Below are 19,130 nucleotides of genomic sequence, written 5' to 3'. Positions count from 1 at the left end.
CGAAAGAGAGCCGCTTAGAACCTGAACCGCGCCGGCTGCACCGCGTTGGAGAGCGGCTCGACATAGGTTTCGAACACGTCGGAGATGCGGTATTGCTTCTCGTCGATGCGCGTGATGATTTGCGCCTTCATCACCGGCGCGCTGCCGACGAACGCCGCGAGACGGCCGCCGACCTTCAACTGTTCGAGGATTTCCTGCGGCAGCACCGGCAGACCGCCCGACACGCAGATCACGTCGTACGGTGCCGCGCCGCTCCAGCCGCGCGCGGCGTCGCCGGTCGCGACTTCGACGTTCAGCACGCCGTTGGCGATCAGGTTGCTCTTCGCGAGCTCGGCCAGTTCCGGTTCGATGTCGACGGTCAACACGTGTTGCGCGCGATGCGCGAGCAGCGCCGCCATGTAACCCGAGCCCGCGCCGATTTCCAGCACGCTTTCGTGTTTCTTCACCGCGAGCTCCTGCAGCACGCGCGCCTCGACGCGCGGCGCCAGCATGTGCTGGCCGGCCGGCAGCGGCACTTCGAAGTCGGCAAAAGCCAGGTCGCGGTAAGCGGCGGGGACGAAATTCTCACGTTTGACGATCGACAGCAGATTCAGCACGTCCTGGTCGAGCACTTCCCAGGGGCGGATCTGCTGTTCGATCATGTTGAAACGCGCTTGCTCGATGTTCATGGTGGATTCGGCGGTTTTGGTTTGGCGAGCGGGCGGCGGCTGCCGCAGACTTTTGTCCTGACCCGGCCCCGACGGATTGCCGGCGGCCGCGGCTCCGGAGCAAGATATTCGCATCGCAAGCCGCGTCAGGGGAACTGCGGGATTGTACCAAATGGCGGACTCGCGCCGGCCGCTCGCGGGCAAGCGCCGGGCCGGGCGGCCCCCGTGTTAATCCCTAGCGATCCGTCCTTGCGATTCGCATCGCCATCGCCACAAAATGTAATCGATTACATTTTTGCTGCGAGGTCGTGTGTCCCGAACGCCGTCCCGATCGTCGCCGGCCGTGGTGTCAGGCGCGAGCAGTCAACCGCAACCTCAGCCGCAGAGGCGCTCGCCGCGCGCGGCCGACGGGCCGTCGATCGCTGGCGTGGCCGAGCAGGCGGGCGTGTCGGTCGCGACGGTGTCGCGCGTGCTGAACGGCCACGAGAACGTGCGGCCCGCCACCCGCGACAGGGTGCTCGCCGCGATCGACGCGAGCAGCTACCGCGTCAACGAACTCGCGCGCAATCTGCGCACCGCCGAAAGCCGCCTGCTGCTGACGATGGTGCCGGACTTCGGCAATCCGTTTTACGCGGAGATCGTGCGCGGCATCGACAGCGTCGCGCGTCGGCACGGCTATTTCATGCTGCTATGCGACACCGGCGCGGACCCGGGGCGTGAGCGCAGCTACTTCGACATGCTGCGGCGGCGCCGCGCGGACGGCGCGATCTGCCTCGATCCGGCGACGATCCAGCAGGCGCTCGGCGAAGCGTCGCAGGCGCTGCCGTGGGTCGCGTGCTGCGAGTTCGATCCGCAGATGGGCGTGCCGTACGTCGGCATCGACAACTACCGCGCGGCCGGCGACGCGGTGCGCCACCTGCTCACGCGCGGCCACCGGCGCATCGGCTTGATCAATTCCGACGTCGACTATCTGTATGCGCGCCAGCGTCAGCAGGGCTACCTCGACGCCTTGAGCGACGCGGGCATCGCGCCCGACCCGCGCTGGCGCATGAATCTGAACAGCCTCGATTACGAAGCGGGTGCGTCGGCCGCGGCTGCGTTGATGCGGCAGCGCGATGCGCCGAGCGCGATCTTCGCGGTGTCGGACACGCTCGCGATCGGCGTGATCCACGGCTTGCGCAGCGTCGGCAAGCGCGTGCCCGACGACGTCGCCGTGGCCGGCTTCGACGACATCTCGCTCGCCGCGCAGATCGATCCGCCGCTCACGACGATCGCGCAGCCAATGCGCGAGCTCGGCGAGACCGCCGCGCGTCTGTTGCTGCAACGCCTCGCGAATCCGCAGGCCAACGTGCCGGGCGTGCTGCTGCCGCATCGTCTCGTGATCCGTGGGAGTGCGTGAGCCATGAGCCTCGCGATCCGTTTCGACGACATCCGCAAGGACTTCGGGCCCGTGCGCGTGCTGCACGGCGTGAGCTTCGAACTCGCACCCGGCCGCATCTACGGTCTGCTCGGCGAGAACGGCGCGGGCAAGTCGACGCTGATGAAAATCCTCGCCGGTTATGAAACGGCAACTTCAGGCAGCGTGCTGGTCGATGGCCACGCGCAGCGCTTCGCCGGCTCACGCGACGCCGAGGCGCAGGGCATCGTGCTGATCCACCAGGAGTTCAACCTCGCCGAGCATCTGACGATCGCGCAGAACATGTACCTCGGTCACGAGAAGCGCCGCGGCTGGTTAGTCGACGATGCCGCGATGCGCAGCGACGCCGCGCGCTATCTCGCGCAGGTCGGGCTCGAGCGCGCGCCGGACACGAAGGTGCGCGAGCTGATCGTCGCGGAAAAGCAGATGGTCGAGATCGCGAAGGCGCTGTCGCGCCGTGCGCGTCTCCTGATCATGGACGAACCGACCGCGACGCTGACGCCCGCCGAGACCGAACGGCTCTTCGCGCTGATGCTGAAGCTCAAGGCCGATGGCGTGACGATCGTCTACATCTCGCACAAGCTCGATGAAGTGGAGCGCATCACCGACGAAGTGATCGTGATGCGCGATGGCCGCTTCGTCGCGCGCGGTGAAACCGCGGGGCTCGCGCGTCAGCAGATGGCGAACCTGATGGTCGGGCGCGACGTGTCCGACATGTTCCCCGACAAGCAGACGGTGCCCGCCGACACGCCGATCGCGTTGCGTGTGAACGGCCTGACGGTGCCCGACTGGGTCGAGGATCTAAGCTTCGAGGTGCGCGCGGGCGAAGTGCTCGGCTTCGCGGGCCTCGTCGGCGCGGGCCGCACCGAGGCGTTCGAGGCGATCATCGGCTTGCGCAAACGCACGGGCGGCACGATTGAAATCGCCGGCCGGGCAGTCGATCTGAAGAACCCGCGCGACGCGATGCGCCACGGTCTCACGTATCTGAGCGAGGACCGTAAGGGCAAGGGTCTGCACGTCGACTTGAGCCTGCAGGACAACGTCACGCTGATGACGCTCGAACGCTACGCGCATCCGCTGCTCGACATCAAAGCGGGGCGCGCGGCCTTGCAGAAGGCCGTCGGCGAATTCGGCATTCGTACCGGCGACCTGTCGAGCCGCGCGCGCATGCTGTCGGGCGGCAACCAGCAGAAGCTCGCGCTCGCGAAGTTCCTGCAGCCCGACCCGAACGTAATCGTGCTCGACGAGCCGACGCGCGGCGTCGACGTCGGCGCGAAGCGCGACATCTACTTCCTGATTCATCGTCTCGCCGCGCAGGGCCGCGCGATGATCGTCATTTCATCCGAACTGGTCGAGCTGATCGGCTTGTGCCATCGCGTCGCCGTAATGCGCGCGGGACATCTGCAAGCGACGCTGACGCTCGAGCATCTGACCGAAGAGGAGTTGATCGCGCATGCGACCGGCACCCACTGAAGCCGTGCAATCACGGCGCGCGCTGCGCGTCGCGCAGCGGCTCTACACGCTCGGGCCGCTCGCCGGGCTGATCGTGCTGTGCATCGTCGGCACGCTGCTCAATCGCGACTTTGCGACGCTCGACAACCTGATGAACGTGCTCACGCGCACGTCGTTCATCGGCATCATCGCGGTCGGCATGACCTTCGTGATCATCTCGGGCGGCATCGATCTGTCGGTCGGCTCGATGGCCGCGCTGATCGCGGGCGTCATGATCTGGCTGATGAACGGGCTCGCGGCCGGTGCTACCGGTCATGCGTTGCCGCCGCTCGTGATCGTGACGATCGGCATCGTCGCAGCGTTCGTGCTCGGCGCGCTGTTCGGCTGCGCGCATGGGCTGTTGATCACCAAAGGGCGCATCGAGCCGTTCATCGTCACCCTGGGCACGCTCGGGATTTTTCGCGCGGTACTGACATGGCTCGCCGATGGCGGCGCGCTGACGCTCAATGATTCGCTATCGGACCTCTACGGTCCCGTCTATTACGCGAGCCTGTTCGGCGTGCCGGTGCCGATCTGGGTGTTTCTCGTGGTCGCGGCCGGCGGCGCGCTGATCCTCAATCGCACCGCGTTCGGCCGGCACGTGCAGGCGATCGGTTCGAACGAACAGGTCGCGCGTTATGCGGCGATTCGCGTCGATACGGTGAAGATCGTCACTTATGTGCTGCTGGGGATTTGCGTGGGCGTGGCCACCGTGCTCTACGTGCCGCGCCTCGGCTCCGCCACGCCGACCACGGGCCTGTTGTGGGAGCTCGAAGCGATCGCGTCGGTGGTGGTCGGCGGCACCGCGCTCAAGGGCGGCGAGGGGCGCGTGATCGGCACCGTGATCGGCGCGATCCTGCTGTCGGTGATCGCGAACATCCTGAACCTGACCAGCATCATCAGCGTGTATCTGAACGCGGCGGTGCAGGGCGTCGTGATTATTTTCGTCGCGTTCGTGCAGCGTGGGCGGCGCTAGCCGCGCACTTCCAGGCGGCGCGAGCGCAGTGAAAAAAGCGCGCTGAACAAATCGCAGCGAAGCAGGCGTAGCAAAGCAGGCGCGGTAAACCAACGGCAGGTCCGAAAAATCGGGGCGAGCGAACGCCTCATGATTGGAGACACACACCATGAAGCAAGTCATTCGAGCGATCGGCGCCGGCGTGCTGGCGTTGGGGATATTGGGCACGAGCGGCGCGGCGCGCGCCGACGACAAGGTCACGCTGGGCGTCGCGATTCCGACGGCCGATCACGGCTTCACCGGCGGCATCGTCTGGTGGGCGAACAAGGCGAAGGCGGATCTCGAGAAGGCGCATCCCGATCTGAAAGTGATCGTGAAAACGGCCGCCAACGCGCCCGAGCAGGCGAACCAGTTGCAGGATCTCGTGACGGTCAACAAGATCAACGCGCTCGTGATCTTCCCGTACGAATCGGCGACGCTGACACAGCCGGTCGAGCAGGTGAAGAAGAAAGGCGTGTACGTGACGGTGGTCGATCGCGGCCTGACGAACACGAGCGCGCAGGACGCCTACGTGGCCGGCGACAACACCGCGTTCGGCAAGATTCCGGCCGAGTACCTGGCGAAGGCACTTGATGGCAAGGGCAACGTCGTCGCGCTGCGCGGTATTCCGACCACGCTCGACAACGAACGCTGGACCGCCTTCACCGGCGTGATGAAAAACTATCCGGACATCAAGATTCTCGACGCCAAGTACGCGAACTGGAATCGCGACGACGCGTTCAAGGTGATGCAGGACTACCTGACGCGCTTCAAGCACATCGACGCCGTATGGGCCGCCGACGACGACATGGCGGTCGGCGTGCTGAAGGCGATCGATCAGGCGAAGCGCAACGACATCAAGATCGTGTTCGGCGGCGCGGGCTCGAAGGGCATGGTGAAGAACGTGATGGACGGCGCGCCGATGATCAAGGCCGACGTGTCGTACTCGCCGAAATTCATCTACGACGCGATCAAGCTGACGGCCGAAGCGCGGCTGAAGGGCGACAAGCTGCCGGCCACCACGATCATTCCGTCGGTGCTGATCACGAAGGAAAACGCCCAGCAGTTCTATTTCCCCGACTCGCCGTTCTGAGCGGCGCGCCGAGCATCGTCTAGCACGCGCGGGCGCGGCCCGCGCGCAAAGTTCGAGGAACCGTACGATGAAAACCATCAAAGGGCCGGCGATTTTTCTCGCGCAGTTCATGGGCGACGACGTGCCGTTCGACAACCTCGCGCATCTCGCGGATTGGGCCGCGGGTCTCGGCTTCAAGGGCATCCAGGTGCCGTGCGACCCGCGCCTGATCGATCTCGACAAGGCGGCCGCGAGCGACGCGTATTGCGACGAACTGCGCGAGACCGTCGACAACGCGGGCGTCGCGATCACCGAACTATCGACCCATCTGCAAGGGCAACTGGTCGCCGTGCATCCGGCTTACGACACGCTGTTCGACGGCTTCGCCGCGCCGCAGGTGCGCGGCAATCCGGCGGCGCGCACCGAATGGGCGATCGCGCAGATGAAGCTCGCGGCGCAGGCGTCGCGTCGTTTGGGCCTGAGCACGCACGTGTCGTTTTCGGGCGCGCTCGCGTGGCCGTATCTGTACCCGTGGCCGCAGCGGCCGGCCGGTCTCGTCGAAGCCGCGTTCGAAGAGCTCGCGCGCCGCTGGACGCCGATTCTCGATGCGTTCGACGCGGCCGGCGTCGATGTCTGCTACGAACTGCATCCGGGCGAAGACCTGCACGACGGCGTGACGTTCGAGCGCTTTCTCGCGGCGGTCAATCAGCATCCGCGCGCGAACATCCTGTACGACCCGAGCCACTTCGTGCTGCAACAGCTCGACTATCTCGCGTTCATCGATATCTACCACGAGCGCATCAAGGCGTTTCATGTGAAGGACGCGGAGTTTCGTCCGACCGGCAAGCAGGGCGTGTACGGCGGGTACAGCGGCTGGGTCGAACGCGCGGGGCGGTTTCGCTCGCTCGGCGATGGGCAGATCGACTTCGGCGCGATCTTCTCGAAGATGGCGCAGTTCGATTTTCCGGGCTGGGCCGTGCTCGAATGGGAATGCGCATTGAAGCATCCGCACGACGGCGCGCGCGAAGGCGCGGAGTTCATTCGCCGGCACATCATCCGCGTGGCCGAGCGTGCGTTCGATGACTTCGCGGGAAGCGGTGTCGGTACCGCGCAGTTAAAAGGCGTGCTCGGCATCTGACAGCCGGGCGGTGACAGCCGACGCAACACATGGGAGCGCAAACAATGCAGCGAAGAAGGCTCAGGCTGGGGATGGTCGGCGGCGGGCAGGGCGCGTTCATCGGCGCCGTGCACCGGATCGCCGCGCGGCTCGACGATCGTTTCGAACTGGTGGCGGGCGCGTTGTCGTCCGATTCCGAGCGGGCGCGGGCGAGCGCCGTCGAAGCGGGCATCGCGCGCAGCTACGCGGGTTGGCGCGAGATGGCGCGCGCCGAGGCCGCGCGCGAGGACGGCATCGACGCGGTCGCGATCGTCACGCCGAATCATCTGCACGCGCCGGTCGCGACGGCGTTTCTCGAAGCCGGCATCCATGTTATCTGCGACAAGCCGCTCGCGGTTTCGCTCGCCGAAGGTGAGGCGCTCGCAAAGCTCGCGCAGTCAAAAAAGCGGCTGTTTGCATTGACGCATACCTATTCGGGCTACCCGCTCGTGCGGCATGCGCGCGAGCTGGTCGAACGTGGCGAACTGGGCGAGATTCGCGTCGTGCAGGTCGAGTATGCGCAGGACTGGCTCGCCGAGCCGGTCGAAACAGGCGGCGCGAACAGGCAGGCGGGCTGGCGCACCGATCCGGCGTTGGCGGGGCCGGCCGGGTGCCTCGGCGATATCGGCACGCACGCGTATCAACTGGCCGCTTTCGTGACGGGGATGATGCCGCGCGCGCTGTCGGCCGAGTTGCACACGTTCGTACCGGGGCGTCGTGTCGACGATCACGTGCAGGCGATGCTGCGTTATGCGAACGGCGCGCGCGGCATGTTGTGGGCGAGCCAGGTGGCGTGCGGCGCGGAAAATGCGCTGCGCTTGCGCGTGTATGGCACGAAAGCAGGACTCGCGTTCGATCAGGAGGAGCCGAACGCCTTGTGGTTCACGCCGTTGGGCGGCGCTGCCGAACGATTGACGCGCGCACGGGTGAATAGTCAGGTTGCCGCGCATGCGACCCGCGTGCCGGCCGGGCATCCGGAAGGCTATCTGGAAGCGTTCGCGCAGTTGTACCAGGATGCGGCGTTGCAGATCGATGCGTTGAACGATGGTCGCGCGCCACCAGCCGAGAGCCTGCTGTTGACGACGGTCGATGATGGCGTCGACGGTTTGCGGTTTATCGACGCGGTGCTGAAAAGCAGTGCGGCGGATGGGCGGTGGGTGCAGATGGAAGGGGCATGAAGCGTTGCAACAAAACGCCAGGTCGGCGAAGCTGCCGAAGCGTCAACCGCCCTTGCTTTTCTTGATCTGCGCTTCGAACGCGATATCGAGCTTGCTGGCCTTGCGCGGCTTCTGCGGGCCGTACGCGTCGACGAACTTGACGAAGTCGTCGAGCGTCAGCAGGTCGGACACTTTCTTGTCGACCCCACTCGATTTATCGACCAGATAGAACAGGCCGCCGGACAGACTGATCGCGGCGAAGCGCGGGTTGCCGCTGCGCGTTTTCAGGCGCTCGACGGCGTGGATGGCTCGGGTGGTGCGCATGATGGGGACCGCGGCGGCTGATTGACGAGAGCGTTACTTTAACAATTTTGCCGACGGTATGCGGTTGGGGACTAAGCACGAAAACACGCGATGAACCACGACCCGCTCAGCGACGGCAAGATCATCGCTTGCTGGCAGCGCAACGCGTCGCCGTGGACGAACGCGGTGCGCGCGGGTGAGATCGACAGCCGGCGACTGGTCACCGATCGTGCCGTGCTCGATGCGGTCCTCGCTTGCAATCCGGCCACGGTCCTCGATCTGGGGTGCGGAGAAGGGTGGCTCGCGCTCGCGCTTCAGCGCCACGGCATCCATGTGACGGCGGTGGACGTGATCGCCGAACCGGTGCGTGCCGCGACCGATGCCAGCGTCGTCGACGCGAGGACGCTGTCGTATGAAGAGATCGCGGCGCGCGGGCTCGCGCGCAGGCGACAGGTTAGCGAGGCGACGCTCCGGCTTGCTCGCTCAACTCCCGATGCAACGCCCGATACTCCTGCGCGAGCTTATGTCCCGGATCGAGATGAATGACGGGTGTCGCCAGCTGATGCGACTCACGGATCTTCACCGACGATGACAAGCGCGACCCCAGCACCGGCAAGCCTTCGCCGATGAGTTCGTCGACGAGCTTCTGCGGCAGGCTCGCGCGAGGCTGGAACTGGTTGATGACGATGCCTTCCACCTGCAGCGCGTCGTTGTGATCCTGCTGGATCTCCTTGACGTTTTCGAGCAGCGTGTAGAGCGCGCGACGCGAGAAGTCGTCGCAGTCGAACGGAATCAGGCAACGCTCGACGGCGATCAGCGCCGAGCGCGTGTAGAAGTTCAGCGCGGGCGGCGTGTCGATGTAAATCGCGTCGTACATGTCGAGTTCGTTCAGCGCGTCGCGCAGCTTGTAGATCTTGTAGCGCGATTCGAGCTTGCCGTGCAGCGTGTCGAGGTCGGGATGGGCGGGCATCACGTCGAGATTCTCGAAGCGCGTCGGATGGATAAACGAGGTCGCTTCCACGGGCCTGAAGCTGAAGCCGAGCGCGGTTTCGAAGAAGCCTGCGACGGTGGGGTTGACCTCGCTCGCCTGGGCGCCGAGCAGGTACTGGGTCGAATTCGCCTGGGCATCGAGGTCGATCACCAGCGTGCGCAGCCCTTCGCTCGCGCTGATGGCCGCCAGGTTGCAGACGATGGTCGATTTGCCTACGCCACCTTTCTGATTGAATACAACGCGCCGCATGGTCTCCCCTTGAACGGAAGCGGTTACAAAGGGCCCAGCATACCTGAGTCGGGTGACGGCGCTGATTTCGATGGGTCGTTCGTGACCGGCTCAGCGTTGCGCGGTATCCACGTCGACCACCACCTTCACACGTCCAGTCCCACTGGCAACGAGCTGATAGGCCTCGTCCGCGCTGCGCAAATCGAACCGTGTCTGATCGACCACGGGCGCGAGCGCGCCGCTTTCCACGAGCCGCGTCGCTTCGCGCATCATCTCGCCGAGGTGCGCGCGATATCGACCGGTCAGCAACGGATACAGCATGAAGATCCCAGAATAGCTGGCTTCACGAAACGACAGCGGCGCAAGCGCATGCGTCCCCCAGCCAAGCGCACTGACCACGTGCCCAAAATGCCGGACCGCGGCGAACGACGCGTCGAGCGAGGCCCCCCCTACCGTATCGACGACCAGATCGAATCCTTCGCCATCGGTCAAACTCGCCACATACTGTTCGACCGTCTGCGCGCGGTAGTCGATCGGTGTCGCGCCGAGCCGCCGCACCAGCTCGGCATTGTGTGCGCTCGCGGTTGCATGGACGTCGGCGCCGAGCGCGCGCGCCAGTTGCACGGCGCTGTGGCCGACCCCTCCGGCGCCACCCTGGACCAGCACCTTGGTTCCGCCTTGCAGATGCGCGCGATCGACGATACCCGCATACGACGTGATGAACGCGAGCGGCAACGCGGCGGCCTCGCGCATCGACAGATTGCGCGGCGCATGGGCGAGCAGGGCGGCATCGACCGCAGCGTACTCGGCGAGTGACCCCTGGATGCCGCCGACGCCGCCGGTCATGCCATACACGTTGTCGCCGACAGCGAACCCGCCGACGCCATCGCCGAGCGCCTCCACCGTGCCCGCGAGGTCGATACCGAGGACGAGCGGCAACGGGTGTTGCGCGTGCGCGGCCTCGCCCACGCGAATCTTGATGTCGAGCGGATTGAGGCCGCTCGCGGCGACGCGCACCAGGACCTGGCCGGCAGCGGGTTCCGGGCGGGGCAGCGTCGTGTATTCGAGCGGGCCGTTGTATTGGCTGAGGACCAGAGCGTGCATGGACATGGCGGTCTTCTTCGTTCGACGCGTTACCGCGCGGCCGCATCGACGAGGGCGGCCACACCGCTCACCGGCTTCATCAAGTCGTCCGGCAGACCATGCCGCTCACGAAGATAGGCCGTCGAGTTGAACGATAGCCACGCACGGCCGTCCGCGTCCTCCCAGACGAGCACCTTCAAAGGAAGATCGAGCGCGGCGGTCGGCGCGAGTTGCATCAACGGTGTACCGGCTTTGGGATTGCCGAAGATCAGGAGCCGGCTGAACGGCATCGCCAGTCCCTCGCGCCCAGCGTCACCGCTGAAATCGATGCACGCGAAAACCGTCAGCCCTCGCTCCAGAATCAAGGTTCGAAGACGCTCGGCGGTCGCGTCGCCCGCATGGGTGCTTGCAACGGTGACGATGCCAGCGCTGGCGTTCTCTGCGATCGAAGCGGTGGCCATCATGCCTCCCGTGCGGATGTTGTGCTCCGGCAGCGTTCGCGTGATCAGGTCTGCCGGACGGGCAACGCGTTGACCGTGACGCAGCATGCGTCGCGTGCGCGCAATGCGCCAACGGAGAAGCGGATCCATGCAGTGTAGGCGTTCGCTGGCGCGGTGTGGCCGATCGTGCGGACGTGCCGTGAGGGAAGTTCTACCGAAAGGCTGATGGAAGCGGATGGGCTGCTCGCTGCACGAACGGCGGCTTCCACATTCGCGAAGCCGCCGTTAGGGGCGCCTGATCGGCGCCCCGATGCCAGATTACTGGCTCAGGTAAACAAACTTGCCATTCTTGATGGTGCCCATCACGCTCGCCCGCTGATCGAGACCGACGTGATCCTTCGGGCTCGTATTGACGACCCCGTTCGGCACCACCAGTTCATGCGCGTGTTCGAGCTCGTCGCGCAACGCGACGCGAAACGCCGGCGTACCCGGCTGCGCGGTCTTCAACGCGCGCGCGACGGCGTCCTGCAGGCGCGGGTACACGCCGGCCGCGTCGCCCGCGAACTGCGTGACGCTGCCGGGGCCGTACTTCGCCTCGTACGCGTCGACGAACGCGAGCGCCGCCTTCTTCGACGGATGATCGGCCGGCAGCGTGCGCGCGACAACGACCGGTTGCGTCGGGAACAGCGTGCCTTCCACGTCTTTACCGCCGAGCTTGATGAACTCCGGCGTCGCGATGCCATGCGTCTGATAGATCGGGCCCTTGTAGCCGCGCTCGATCAGCGTGCGCTGCGGCAGTACCGTTGGGGTGCCCGCGCCGGCGATCAGGATTGCGTCGGGCTTCGCGGCCATCAGCTTCAGGATCTGGCCGGTCACGCTCGCGTCGGTGCGGTTGTAGCGCTCTGTCGCGACCAGCTTGATATGGCGCAGCGCCGCGAACTTGCTGAACTCGTTGAGCCAGCTTTCGCCGTAGCCATCCGCGAAACCGATGAAGCCGACCGTCTTCACGTCGTGGTTCGACATGTAGCGCGTCATCACGTCGGCCATCGCGCTATCGGTCTGCGCCATCTTGTAGGCCCAGATCTTTTTGCCTTCCTGCGGCTCGACGACGATGGCCGAGCCGATCAGCGTGATCATCGGCGTCTGGCTGTCGGCGACCGGATCGAGCGCGGCCATCGCGGCCGGCGTGATGTTCGGGCCGACGATCACGTCGACGTGGTCCTCGTTGATCAGCTTGCGGATGTTGCGCACGGCGTTGCCGGGGTCGGACGCGTCGTCGAGGAAGATGTAGTCAGCTTTCTGGCCGGCGATCGTCTGCGGCCACATCAGCATCGCGTTCTTGCTCGTGATGCCGATCACGGCGGCCGGTCCGGTGTACGACAGATCGATGCCGACTTTCAGGTCGGCGTGCGCCGCGCAGGCGACGAGCAGCGCCGCTGCCGCGAGGCCGCGCAGGGTGTTGCGTACTTTATTGTTATGCAACTTCATCGGAAGGTCTCCGTAGCGAGAGAGCGGTATGGAAGCGGTTCAAAGCTCATAGGTTTCGTGTTCGCCCTTCAGCGCCTGCTCGATCAGCTTGCGGTTCAGGCTCGGCGACAGCAGCTCGACGAGCGTGTACACGTAACTGCGCAGATACGCGCCCTGTTTCAGCGCGACGCGCGTCACGTTGCTGCCGAACAGATGGCCGACCGGCATCGCGCGCAAATGGCGGTCGCGCTCGGCGTTGAACGCGATGTCGGCCATGATGCCGACGCCGAGGCCCAGCTCGACGTAGGTCTTGATCACGTCGGCGTCGATCGCCTCGAGCACGATGTCCGGATGCAGCCCGCGCAGGCGGAACGCTTCGTTGATCTTGGTGCGGCCGGCGAACGCGTTGTCGTACGTAATCAGCGGGTACTGGGTCAGGTCGTCGAGCGACAGCAGCTTGCGCTCGAGCAGCGGATGGTCGGGCTGCATCACCGCGACGTGGTGCCACTGGAAGCAGGGCAGCGACACCAGATCCTTGTAGTTCGAGATCGCCTCGGTCGCGATCGCGAGGTCGGCCTGGTCGTGCAGCACCATTTCGGCGACCTGGGTGGGACTGCCTTGCAGAATTGAAAGGTGAACCTTCGGAAAGCGCTTCTTGAACTCCGCGATCGCCGCGGGCAGCGAGTAGCGCGCCTGCGTGTGGGTCGCGGCGATCGTCAGGTTGCCCTGATCCTGCGCCGCGAAGTCCTTGCCGACCCGCTTCAGGCTTTCCACTTCCTGCAGGATTTTTTCGACCGATTGCAATATGATGCGGCCCGGCTCGGTGAGTGAGCGCACGCGCTTGCCGTGGCGCGTGAAGATCTCGACGCCAAGTTCGTCCTCCAGCTCGATGATCGCTTTCGAGACGCCCGGCTGGCTCGTAAACAACGCCTTGGCCGCTTCGGTGAGGTTGAAGTTCTGCCGCACAGCCTCGCGGACGAAGCGGAATTGGTGCAGGTTCATATATAACCTCGCCGCATATAAAAAGAATTTTTTAGTCGTTTGAAATATAAGGCGAGTTTATTACGATCTGTCCATCTTTTTCAATATGGATATCTGTATTTGTTATAAGCAAATGAGCGATGGGTCTAAACGCTCGCTTGCGATAGCTGACAAAGTCGGTATTCAAGCCGCGGCCGAGCCGGAGGTCGCGTGTCACGCAAGTTTCGAAAAAATTGGGGCCCCTGAATGTACCAATACGATCAGTACGACCAGACCATCGTCGATGAACGGGTCGCGCAGTACGCCGATCAGGTTCGCCGCCGCTTGTCGGGCGAATTGAGCGAAGAGGAATTCCGTCCGCTGCGCCTGCAGAACGGTCTGTATTACCAGCGCCACGCGTACATGCACCGCATCGCGATTCCGTACGGCAACTTGCGCAGCGACCAGATGCGCGTGCTCGCGCAGATCGCGCGCGAACACGACCGCGGCTACGGCCATTTCTCGACGCGTTCGAACATCCAGTACAACTGGATCAAGCTCGAAGAAACGCCGGAGATTCTGCGCAAGCTCGCCTCGGTGCAGATGCACGGCATTCAGACCTCGGGCAACTGCATTCGCAACATCACCGCCGATCAATTCGCCGGCGTCGCGCCCGACGAAGTCGTCGATCCGCGTCCGTGGGCCGAAATCCTGCGTCAATGGTCGACGTTCCACCCCGAATTCGCGTGGCTGCCGCGCAAGTTCAAGATCGCCGTGTCGGGTTCGAAGGAAGACCGCGCGGCTGTGCAGATCCACGACATGGGCGTGTATCTGCGCAAGAACGAACAGGGCGAACTGGTGGCCGACATCCTCGCCGGTGGTGGTCTGGGCCGCACGCCGATCGTCGGCGCGGTGATCCGCCGCGATCTGCCGTGGCAGCACCTGCTGACCTATAGCGAAGCCGTGTTGCGGGTGTACAACCGCTACGGCCGCCGTGACAACATGTACAAGGCGCGTATCAAGATTCTGGTGAAGGCGCTGTCGCCGGAGAAGTTCGCCGCGCAGGTCGAAGAAGAGTGGCAGCACCTGAAGGACGGCCCGTCGACGCTCACGCAGGCCGAAGTCGATCGCGTGACGCAATACTTCGCGCCGCCCGCTTACGACAAGTTGCCGGACACCGATACGCCGTTCGAAAAGCATCTGCTGGAAAACCGCGCGTTCGCGCGCTGGGTCGAGCGTAACGTGCGTCCGCACAAGGTGGCGGGCTACGCGTCGGTCACGCTGTCGCTGAAGCCGACCACGGTTGCGCCGGGCGACGCGACGGACGTGCAGATGGACGCGGTCGCCGACTGGGCCGACGAATACTCGTTCGGCAAGGTCCGCGTGTCGCACGAACAGAACCTGATCCTCGCCGACGTCAAGAAGCGCGACCTGTTCGCGCTGTGGGAAAAGGCCAAGGCGCAGGGTTTCGCGACGCCGAACATCGGCTTGTTGACCGACATCATCTCGTGCCCGGGCGGTGACTTCTGCTCGCTCGCGAATGCGAAGTCGATTCCGATCGCGCTCGCGATCCAGGAACGTTTCAACGATCTCGACTATGTGTACGACCTCGGCGACGTGTCGCTGAACATCTCGGGCTGCATCAACGCGTGCGGTCACCATCACGTCGGCAACATCGGCATTCTGGGCGTCGACAAGGACGGCTCCGAGTGGTACCAGGTGACGCTCGGCGGCGAGCAGGGCACCGGCGCGACCGGCGCTCACCTTGGCCGTGTGATCGGCCCGTCGTTCTCGGCCGAGGAAATGCCCGACGTGATGACGAAGGTGATCGATACGTTCGTGGAAAACCGCCAGGAAGGCGAGCGTTTCATCGATACTTACACCCGCATCGGCATCGCGCCGTTCAAGGAGCGCGTGTACGCCGCGCGTCAACCGGCTCACGCGTAACCGCGAAAGGATACTGAACAGATGGCTTCAATCATCAAGAACCGCGCGATCGTCAACGACGACTGGAGCGTCGTGCGTGCCGCGGAAGACGGCGCTTTGCCCGCGGTGAGCGAACTGCCGGCCGGCAAGGTGATCGTGCCGCTGGCGCTGTGGCAGGCCGAGCGCGACGCGCTCGTTGCCGCGCGTCAAGCCGCCGACATCGGCGTGTGGCTCGCGCCGGATAACGAACCGGCGGACATCGTCAGCGACTTCGACAAGCTCGCGCTGATCGCTGTGGACTTCCCGGTGTTCCGCGACGGCCGCGGCTACAGCATCGGCCGTCTGCTGCGCGAGCGCTATGGCTACAAGGGCGAACTGCGCGCGATCGGCGACGTGCTGCGCGACCAGATCACGTTCATGTTCCGCTGCGGCTTCGACGCGTATGCACTGCGCGCCGACAAGGACATCAACGACGCGTTGAAAGCGTTCGACGACTTTAGCGTGCAGTATCAGGGCGCCGTGGACACGTCGCCGCTGTTCCGCCGCCGTGCCGCGCAGAGTGGCGCCGCCAAGGTGCCGGCATGAGCGCCGCCCAATCGTTGAGTCCGGAGCTCGCAGCGAAGGTCGAGCGTCTCGACGCGCTGCTCGACTCGATCGCCGCGCGTCACGCGAACGTGAAGCTCGCGAGCAGCCTCGCGGCCGAAGACATGCTGCTAACGCATGCGATCCTGTCGCGCGGCGTGAAGATCGGCATCTTTTCGCTGAACACGGGGCGTCTGCATGCGGAAACGCTCGGCATGCTCGACCGCGTGAAAGAGCGCTACGGCTACGACATCGAGCAGTTTCATCCGCAGGCGGCCGCGGTCGAGCAGTATGTGAACGGGCACGGCCTGAACGCATTCTATGAAAGCGTCGAGCTGCGCAAGCGCTGCTGCGAGATCCGCAAGGTCGAGCCGCTCAATCGCGCGCTTGCCGAGGTCAGCGCCTGGGTGACCGGGCAGCGTCGCGAGCAATCGGTCACCCGTGCCGAGCTGCACGAGGAAGAGCACGACGGCGCGCGCAACATCGCCAAGTTCAATCCACTCGCGGACTGGACCGAAGCCGAAGTCTGGGATTATCTTGGTGCGTTCGACGTGCCGGTCAATCCGCTGCATGCGCGCGGTTATCCGAGCATCGGCTGCGAGCCGTGTACGCGTGCGATCCGCCCCGGCGAAGACAGCCGGGCGGGGCGCTGGTGGTGGGAGTCGCGCGATACGAAGGAATGCGGCTTGCATATCACAGCGATTACTCCGATTGCGGTCGAGCGCAACGAAAACGCGTCGGCCTGAGCGCCGCGTACCGTGCTTGCGGCGCACTACCGCCGAAACCGATCTGAATACTTTCGCCCGTGCGAGAAGCGCTTGCCGGGCGAACCAACGAAGGACCCGCTATGAGCACCACGCTCGATTCCACTGTCAACGCTCCGCTTGCCAACACGGTCAACCGGATGGATCACCTCGATTGGCTCGAAGCCGAGTCGATTCACATCCTGCGCGAACTGGTCGCCGAATGCAGCAAGCCGGCGCTGCTGTTTTCGGGCGGCAAGGATTCCGTCGTGGTGCTCGCGCTCGCACTGAAGGCGTTCGGCCTCGGTGCGAACCGCAAAACGCAGCTACCGTTCCCGCTCGTGCATATCGACACGGGCCACAACTACGACGAAGTGATCGACTTCCGCGATCGTCGCGCGCAACAGATCGGCGCGGAACTCGTGGTCGGCCATGTTGAAGATTCGATCAAGCGCGGCACCGTGCGTCTTCGTCGCGAAACGGATTCGCGCAATGCCGCGCAGGCGGTGACGCTGCTCGAAACCATCGAGCAGTACGGTTACACCGCGATGATCGGCGGCGCGCGCCGCGACGAGGAAAAAGCCCGCGCGAAAGAGCGCATCTTCTCGTTCCGTGACGAATTCGGCCAGTGGGACCCGAAGGCGCAGCGCCCGGAACTGTGGAGCCTGTACAACGCGCGTCTGCACAACGGCGAACACATGCGCGTGTTCCCGATCTCGAACTGGACCGAGCTCGACGTGTGGCAGTACATCGCGCGTGAACAGCTCGAACTGCCGTCGATCTACTACGCGCACCAGCGCGAGATCGTGCGCCGCAACGGCCTGCTCGTGCCGGTCACGCCGCTCACGCCGATGCGCGAGGGTGAGACGAGCGAACAGGCGCTCGTGCGTTTCCGCACGGTCGGCGACATCAGCTGCACGTGCCCGGTCGAAAGCGACGCGGACGTCATCGAGAAGATCATCGCCGAGACGGCCGTCACCGAAATCACGGAACGCGGCGCGACGCGGATGGACGACCAGGTCTCGGAAGCGGCGATGGAGCAGCGCAAGAAGCAGGGTTATTTCTAAGCACACGACGAGGGCAATGCAACCATGAGCAGTATTCATCAACCAGAAGACCTCGGCGTGCTGCGTTTCATCACCGCGGGCAGCGTCGACGACGGCAAGAGCACGCTGATCGGCCGCCTGCTGTACGACAGCAAGGCTGTATTGAGCGACCAGCTCTCGGCGCTGTCGCGCGCGAAGAACAAGCGCACCGTCGGCGATGAAATCGATCTGTCGCTGTTGACCGACGGCCTCGAAGCCGAGCGCGAGCAGGGCATCACGATCGACGTCGCCTACCGCTACTTCGCCACCGCCAAGCGTAAGTTCATCATCGCCGATACGCCGGGCCATGAGCAGTACACGCGCAACATGGTGACGGGCGCGTCGACCGCGCATGCGGCGATCATTCTCGTCGACGCGACGCGCGTGACGTTCGAAAACGGTGTCGCGCAACTGCTGCCGCAAACCAAGCGTCATAGCGCGATCGTCAAGCTGCTCGGTCTGCAGCACGTGATCGTCGCGATCAACAAGATGGACCTCGTCGACTACAGCGAAGCGCGCTTCAACGAGATCCGCGACGCCTACGTCGAACTCGCGCGTCACCTCGGTCTGCAGGACGTGCGCTTCGTGCCGGTGTCGGCGCTGAAGGGCGACAACATCGTCACGGCGAGCGAGCGCATGCCGTGGTACGCGGGCGAGCCGCTACTCGACGTGCTCGAAGCGCTGCCGGTCGAAACCGAGAACGGCGAGGCGCTGCGCTTTCCAGTGCAGTGGGTCGCGCGCCAGGACGGCAGCCGGGCCGACGATTTCCGCGGCTACATGGGCCGGGTCGAATCGGGCGAAGTGAAGCTCGGCGACACGATCGTCGTGCTGCCGGCCAATCGCGAAGCGACCGTGGCGGAGATCATCGCGCCGGTGGTCGGCGGCACCGCGCAGGTGGACCGTGCGTTCGCCGGTCAGACGGTGACGATCCGTCTCGCGGAAGACGTCGACGTGTCGCGCGGCGACACCTTCGTGCTGCGCGAAGCGGCGCCGGAGCCGGCGAAGAAGCTCGAAGCGGACCTCTGCTGGTTCGACGACGCGCCGCTGTCGACGCAGCGCAAGTATCTGCTGAAGCAGACCACCAGCACGGTGTTCGCGAAGATCGGCGCGATCAAGGAAGTGCTCGACGTGCATACGCTGTCGCAGGCGACCGATCGCAAGGAACTGGCGATGAACGATATCGGTCGTGTCGCGCTGACCTTGCAGAAGCCGCTCGTGTGCGACGCGTACGACTCGCATCAGGGCACCGGTGCGTTCGTGCTGATCGACGAGGCGACGAACCACACGGTCGCCGCCGGCATGATCCGCGCGTTTTCCGCCTGAGCACGGCAAGGCTAGCAGGCGACGGATGGGCCACACAGGCGGCGCAACGCGCCGCCGCGTTACGC

The 19,130-nt window shown here is 64.9% G+C and carries 19 protein-coding genes; 12 read left to right on the top strand and 7 right to left on the bottom strand.

The annotated features are described in order from the left end of the window. Positions 1 to 14: 14 nt before the first annotated feature. On the bottom strand, positions 15 to 668 hold the full coding sequence (locus OKW28_RS36995; RefSeq protein ID WP_429452787.1) for a protein-L-isoaspartate O-methyltransferase family protein: 654 nt from the start codon (positions 666 to 668) through the stop codon (positions 15 to 17). Positions 669 to 957: 289 nt separating this feature from the next. Here OKW28_RS36995 and OKW28_RS36990 point away from each other — a divergent pair, with 289 nt between their 5' ends. From OKW28_RS36990 to OKW28_RS36965, 6 genes are all read left to right on the top strand, one after another. Further along, a complete protein-coding gene (locus tag OKW28_RS36990) occupies positions 958 to 2,046 on the top strand; it encodes a LacI family DNA-binding transcriptional regulator (protein ID WP_429452785.1) in 1,089 nt (362 codons plus the stop codon). Positions 2,047 to 2,049: 3 nt separating this feature from the next. Beyond that, positions 2,050 to 3,537: a sugar ABC transporter ATP-binding protein gene (locus OKW28_RS36985; protein WP_429452783.1), complete on the top strand. Its 1,488-nt coding sequence runs from the start codon at positions 2,050 to 2,052 to the stop codon at positions 3,535 to 3,537. Further along, complete coding sequence (locus tag OKW28_RS36980; protein ID WP_429452781.1) at positions 3,518 to 4,531, top strand: ABC transporter permease; 1,014 nt, start codon at positions 3,518 to 3,520, stop codon at positions 4,529 to 4,531. Before OKW28_RS36985 ends, OKW28_RS36980 begins: the two co-directional genes overlap by 20 nt. Positions 4,532 to 4,679: 148 nt before the next feature. After that, entirely contained in the window at positions 4,680 to 5,642 is a 963-nt protein-coding gene (locus OKW28_RS36975) for a substrate-binding domain-containing protein (RefSeq protein ID WP_018419664.1), read from the top strand. Between the two features lie 67 nt (positions 5,643 to 5,709). Next, positions 5,710 to 6,759 carry a sugar phosphate isomerase/epimerase family protein gene (locus OKW28_RS36970; protein ID WP_429452779.1) on the top strand — a complete coding sequence of 350 codons (1,050 nt, stop codon included), beginning with the start codon at positions 5,710 to 5,712 and terminating at the stop codon, positions 6,757 to 6,759. A gap of 44 nt (positions 6,760 to 6,803) precedes the next feature. Then, complete coding sequence (locus tag OKW28_RS36965; protein ID WP_429452777.1) at positions 6,804 to 7,955, top strand: Gfo/Idh/MocA family protein; 1,152 nt, start codon at positions 6,804 to 6,806, stop codon at positions 7,953 to 7,955. 42 nt (positions 7,956 to 7,997) lie between these two features. On the opposite strand, the gene OKW28_RS36960 is transcribed toward OKW28_RS36965, so the two are convergent. Beyond that, positions 7,998 to 8,258 (bottom strand): hypothetical protein, encoded by a 261-nt coding sequence (locus OKW28_RS36960; RefSeq protein WP_429452775.1) that lies wholly within the window; start codon positions 8,256 to 8,258, stop codon positions 7,998 to 8,000. 90 nt (positions 8,259 to 8,348) lie between these two features. Between OKW28_RS36960 and OKW28_RS36955 the strand changes: the two genes are divergently transcribed. Further along, positions 8,349 to 8,783, top strand: coding sequence for a class I SAM-dependent methyltransferase (locus OKW28_RS36955; RefSeq protein WP_429452773.1), 435 nt, complete (start codon positions 8,349 to 8,351; stop codon positions 8,781 to 8,783). Here the strand turns inward: OKW28_RS36955 and OKW28_RS36950 are convergent. The 5 genes from OKW28_RS36950 to OKW28_RS36930 form a co-directional block, all read right to left on the bottom strand. Continuing rightward, positions 8,692 to 9,477, bottom strand: coding sequence for a ParA family protein (locus tag OKW28_RS36950; protein ID WP_429452772.1), 786 nt, complete (start codon positions 9,475 to 9,477; stop codon positions 8,692 to 8,694). The genes OKW28_RS36955 and OKW28_RS36950 overlap by 92 nt on opposite strands. 90 nt (positions 9,478 to 9,567) lie before the next feature. After that, on the bottom strand, positions 9,568 to 10,566 hold the full coding sequence (locus OKW28_RS36945) for a zinc-dependent alcohol dehydrogenase family protein (protein WP_429452771.1): 999 nt from the start codon (positions 10,564 to 10,566) through the stop codon (positions 9,568 to 9,570). 23 nt (positions 10,567 to 10,589) lie between these two features. Then, the gene (locus OKW28_RS36940; protein WP_429452768.1) at positions 10,590 to 11,129 is read right to left on the bottom strand and encodes a DUF302 domain-containing protein; all 540 of its coding nucleotides are present in this window, start codon (positions 11,127 to 11,129) and stop codon (positions 10,590 to 10,592) included. A gap of 168 nt (positions 11,130 to 11,297) precedes the next feature. Then, on the bottom strand, positions 11,298 to 12,467 hold the full coding sequence (locus tag OKW28_RS36935) for an ABC transporter substrate-binding protein (RefSeq protein WP_429452766.1): 1,170 nt from the start codon (positions 12,465 to 12,467) through the stop codon (positions 11,298 to 11,300). 39 nt (positions 12,468 to 12,506) lie between these two features. After that, positions 12,507 to 13,448, bottom strand: coding sequence for a CysB family HTH-type transcriptional regulator (locus OKW28_RS36930; RefSeq protein ID WP_429452764.1), 942 nt, complete (start codon positions 13,446 to 13,448; stop codon positions 12,507 to 12,509). 225 nt (positions 13,449 to 13,673) lie between these two features. Between OKW28_RS36930 and OKW28_RS36925 the strand changes: the two genes are divergently transcribed. The 5 genes from OKW28_RS36925 (at position 13,674) to OKW28_RS36905 (ending at position 19,065) form a co-directional block, all read left to right on the top strand. Continuing rightward, complete coding sequence (locus tag OKW28_RS36925; protein WP_429452762.1) at positions 13,674 to 15,353, top strand: nitrite/sulfite reductase; 1,680 nt, start codon at positions 13,674 to 13,676, stop codon at positions 15,351 to 15,353. A gap of 21 nt (positions 15,354 to 15,374) precedes the next feature. Continuing rightward, positions 15,375 to 15,917, top strand: coding sequence for a DUF934 domain-containing protein (locus tag OKW28_RS36920; protein ID WP_429452760.1), 543 nt, complete (start codon positions 15,375 to 15,377; stop codon positions 15,915 to 15,917). Next, positions 15,914 to 16,660 (top strand): phosphoadenylyl-sulfate reductase, encoded by a 747-nt coding sequence (locus OKW28_RS36915; protein WP_429452758.1) that lies wholly within the window; start codon positions 15,914 to 15,916, stop codon positions 16,658 to 16,660. Before OKW28_RS36920 ends, OKW28_RS36915 begins: the two co-directional genes overlap by 4 nt. Positions 16,661 to 16,761: 101 nt before the next feature. Further along, positions 16,762 to 17,724, top strand: a complete 963-nt coding sequence (cysD, locus tag OKW28_RS36910; RefSeq protein ID WP_090803401.1) for a sulfate adenylyltransferase subunit CysD — start codon at positions 16,762 to 16,764, stop codon at positions 17,722 to 17,724. A 24-nt stretch (positions 17,725 to 17,748) separates the two neighbouring features. Beyond that, positions 17,749 to 19,065 (top strand): sulfate adenylyltransferase subunit 1, encoded by a 1,317-nt coding sequence (locus OKW28_RS36905; protein ID WP_429452756.1) that lies wholly within the window; start codon positions 17,749 to 17,751, stop codon positions 19,063 to 19,065. The last annotated feature ends 65 nt before the right edge of the window (positions 19,066 to 19,130 follow it).

It is taken from the genome of Paraburkholderia sp. 40, assembly GCF_050434105.1.
Taxonomy (GTDB): domain Bacteria; phylum Pseudomonadota; class Gammaproteobacteria; order Burkholderiales; family Burkholderiaceae; genus Paraburkholderia; species Paraburkholderia tuberum.
Note: the sequence above shows the minus strand (reverse complement) of the source record. Positions and strands in the feature narration are given on the sequence as shown.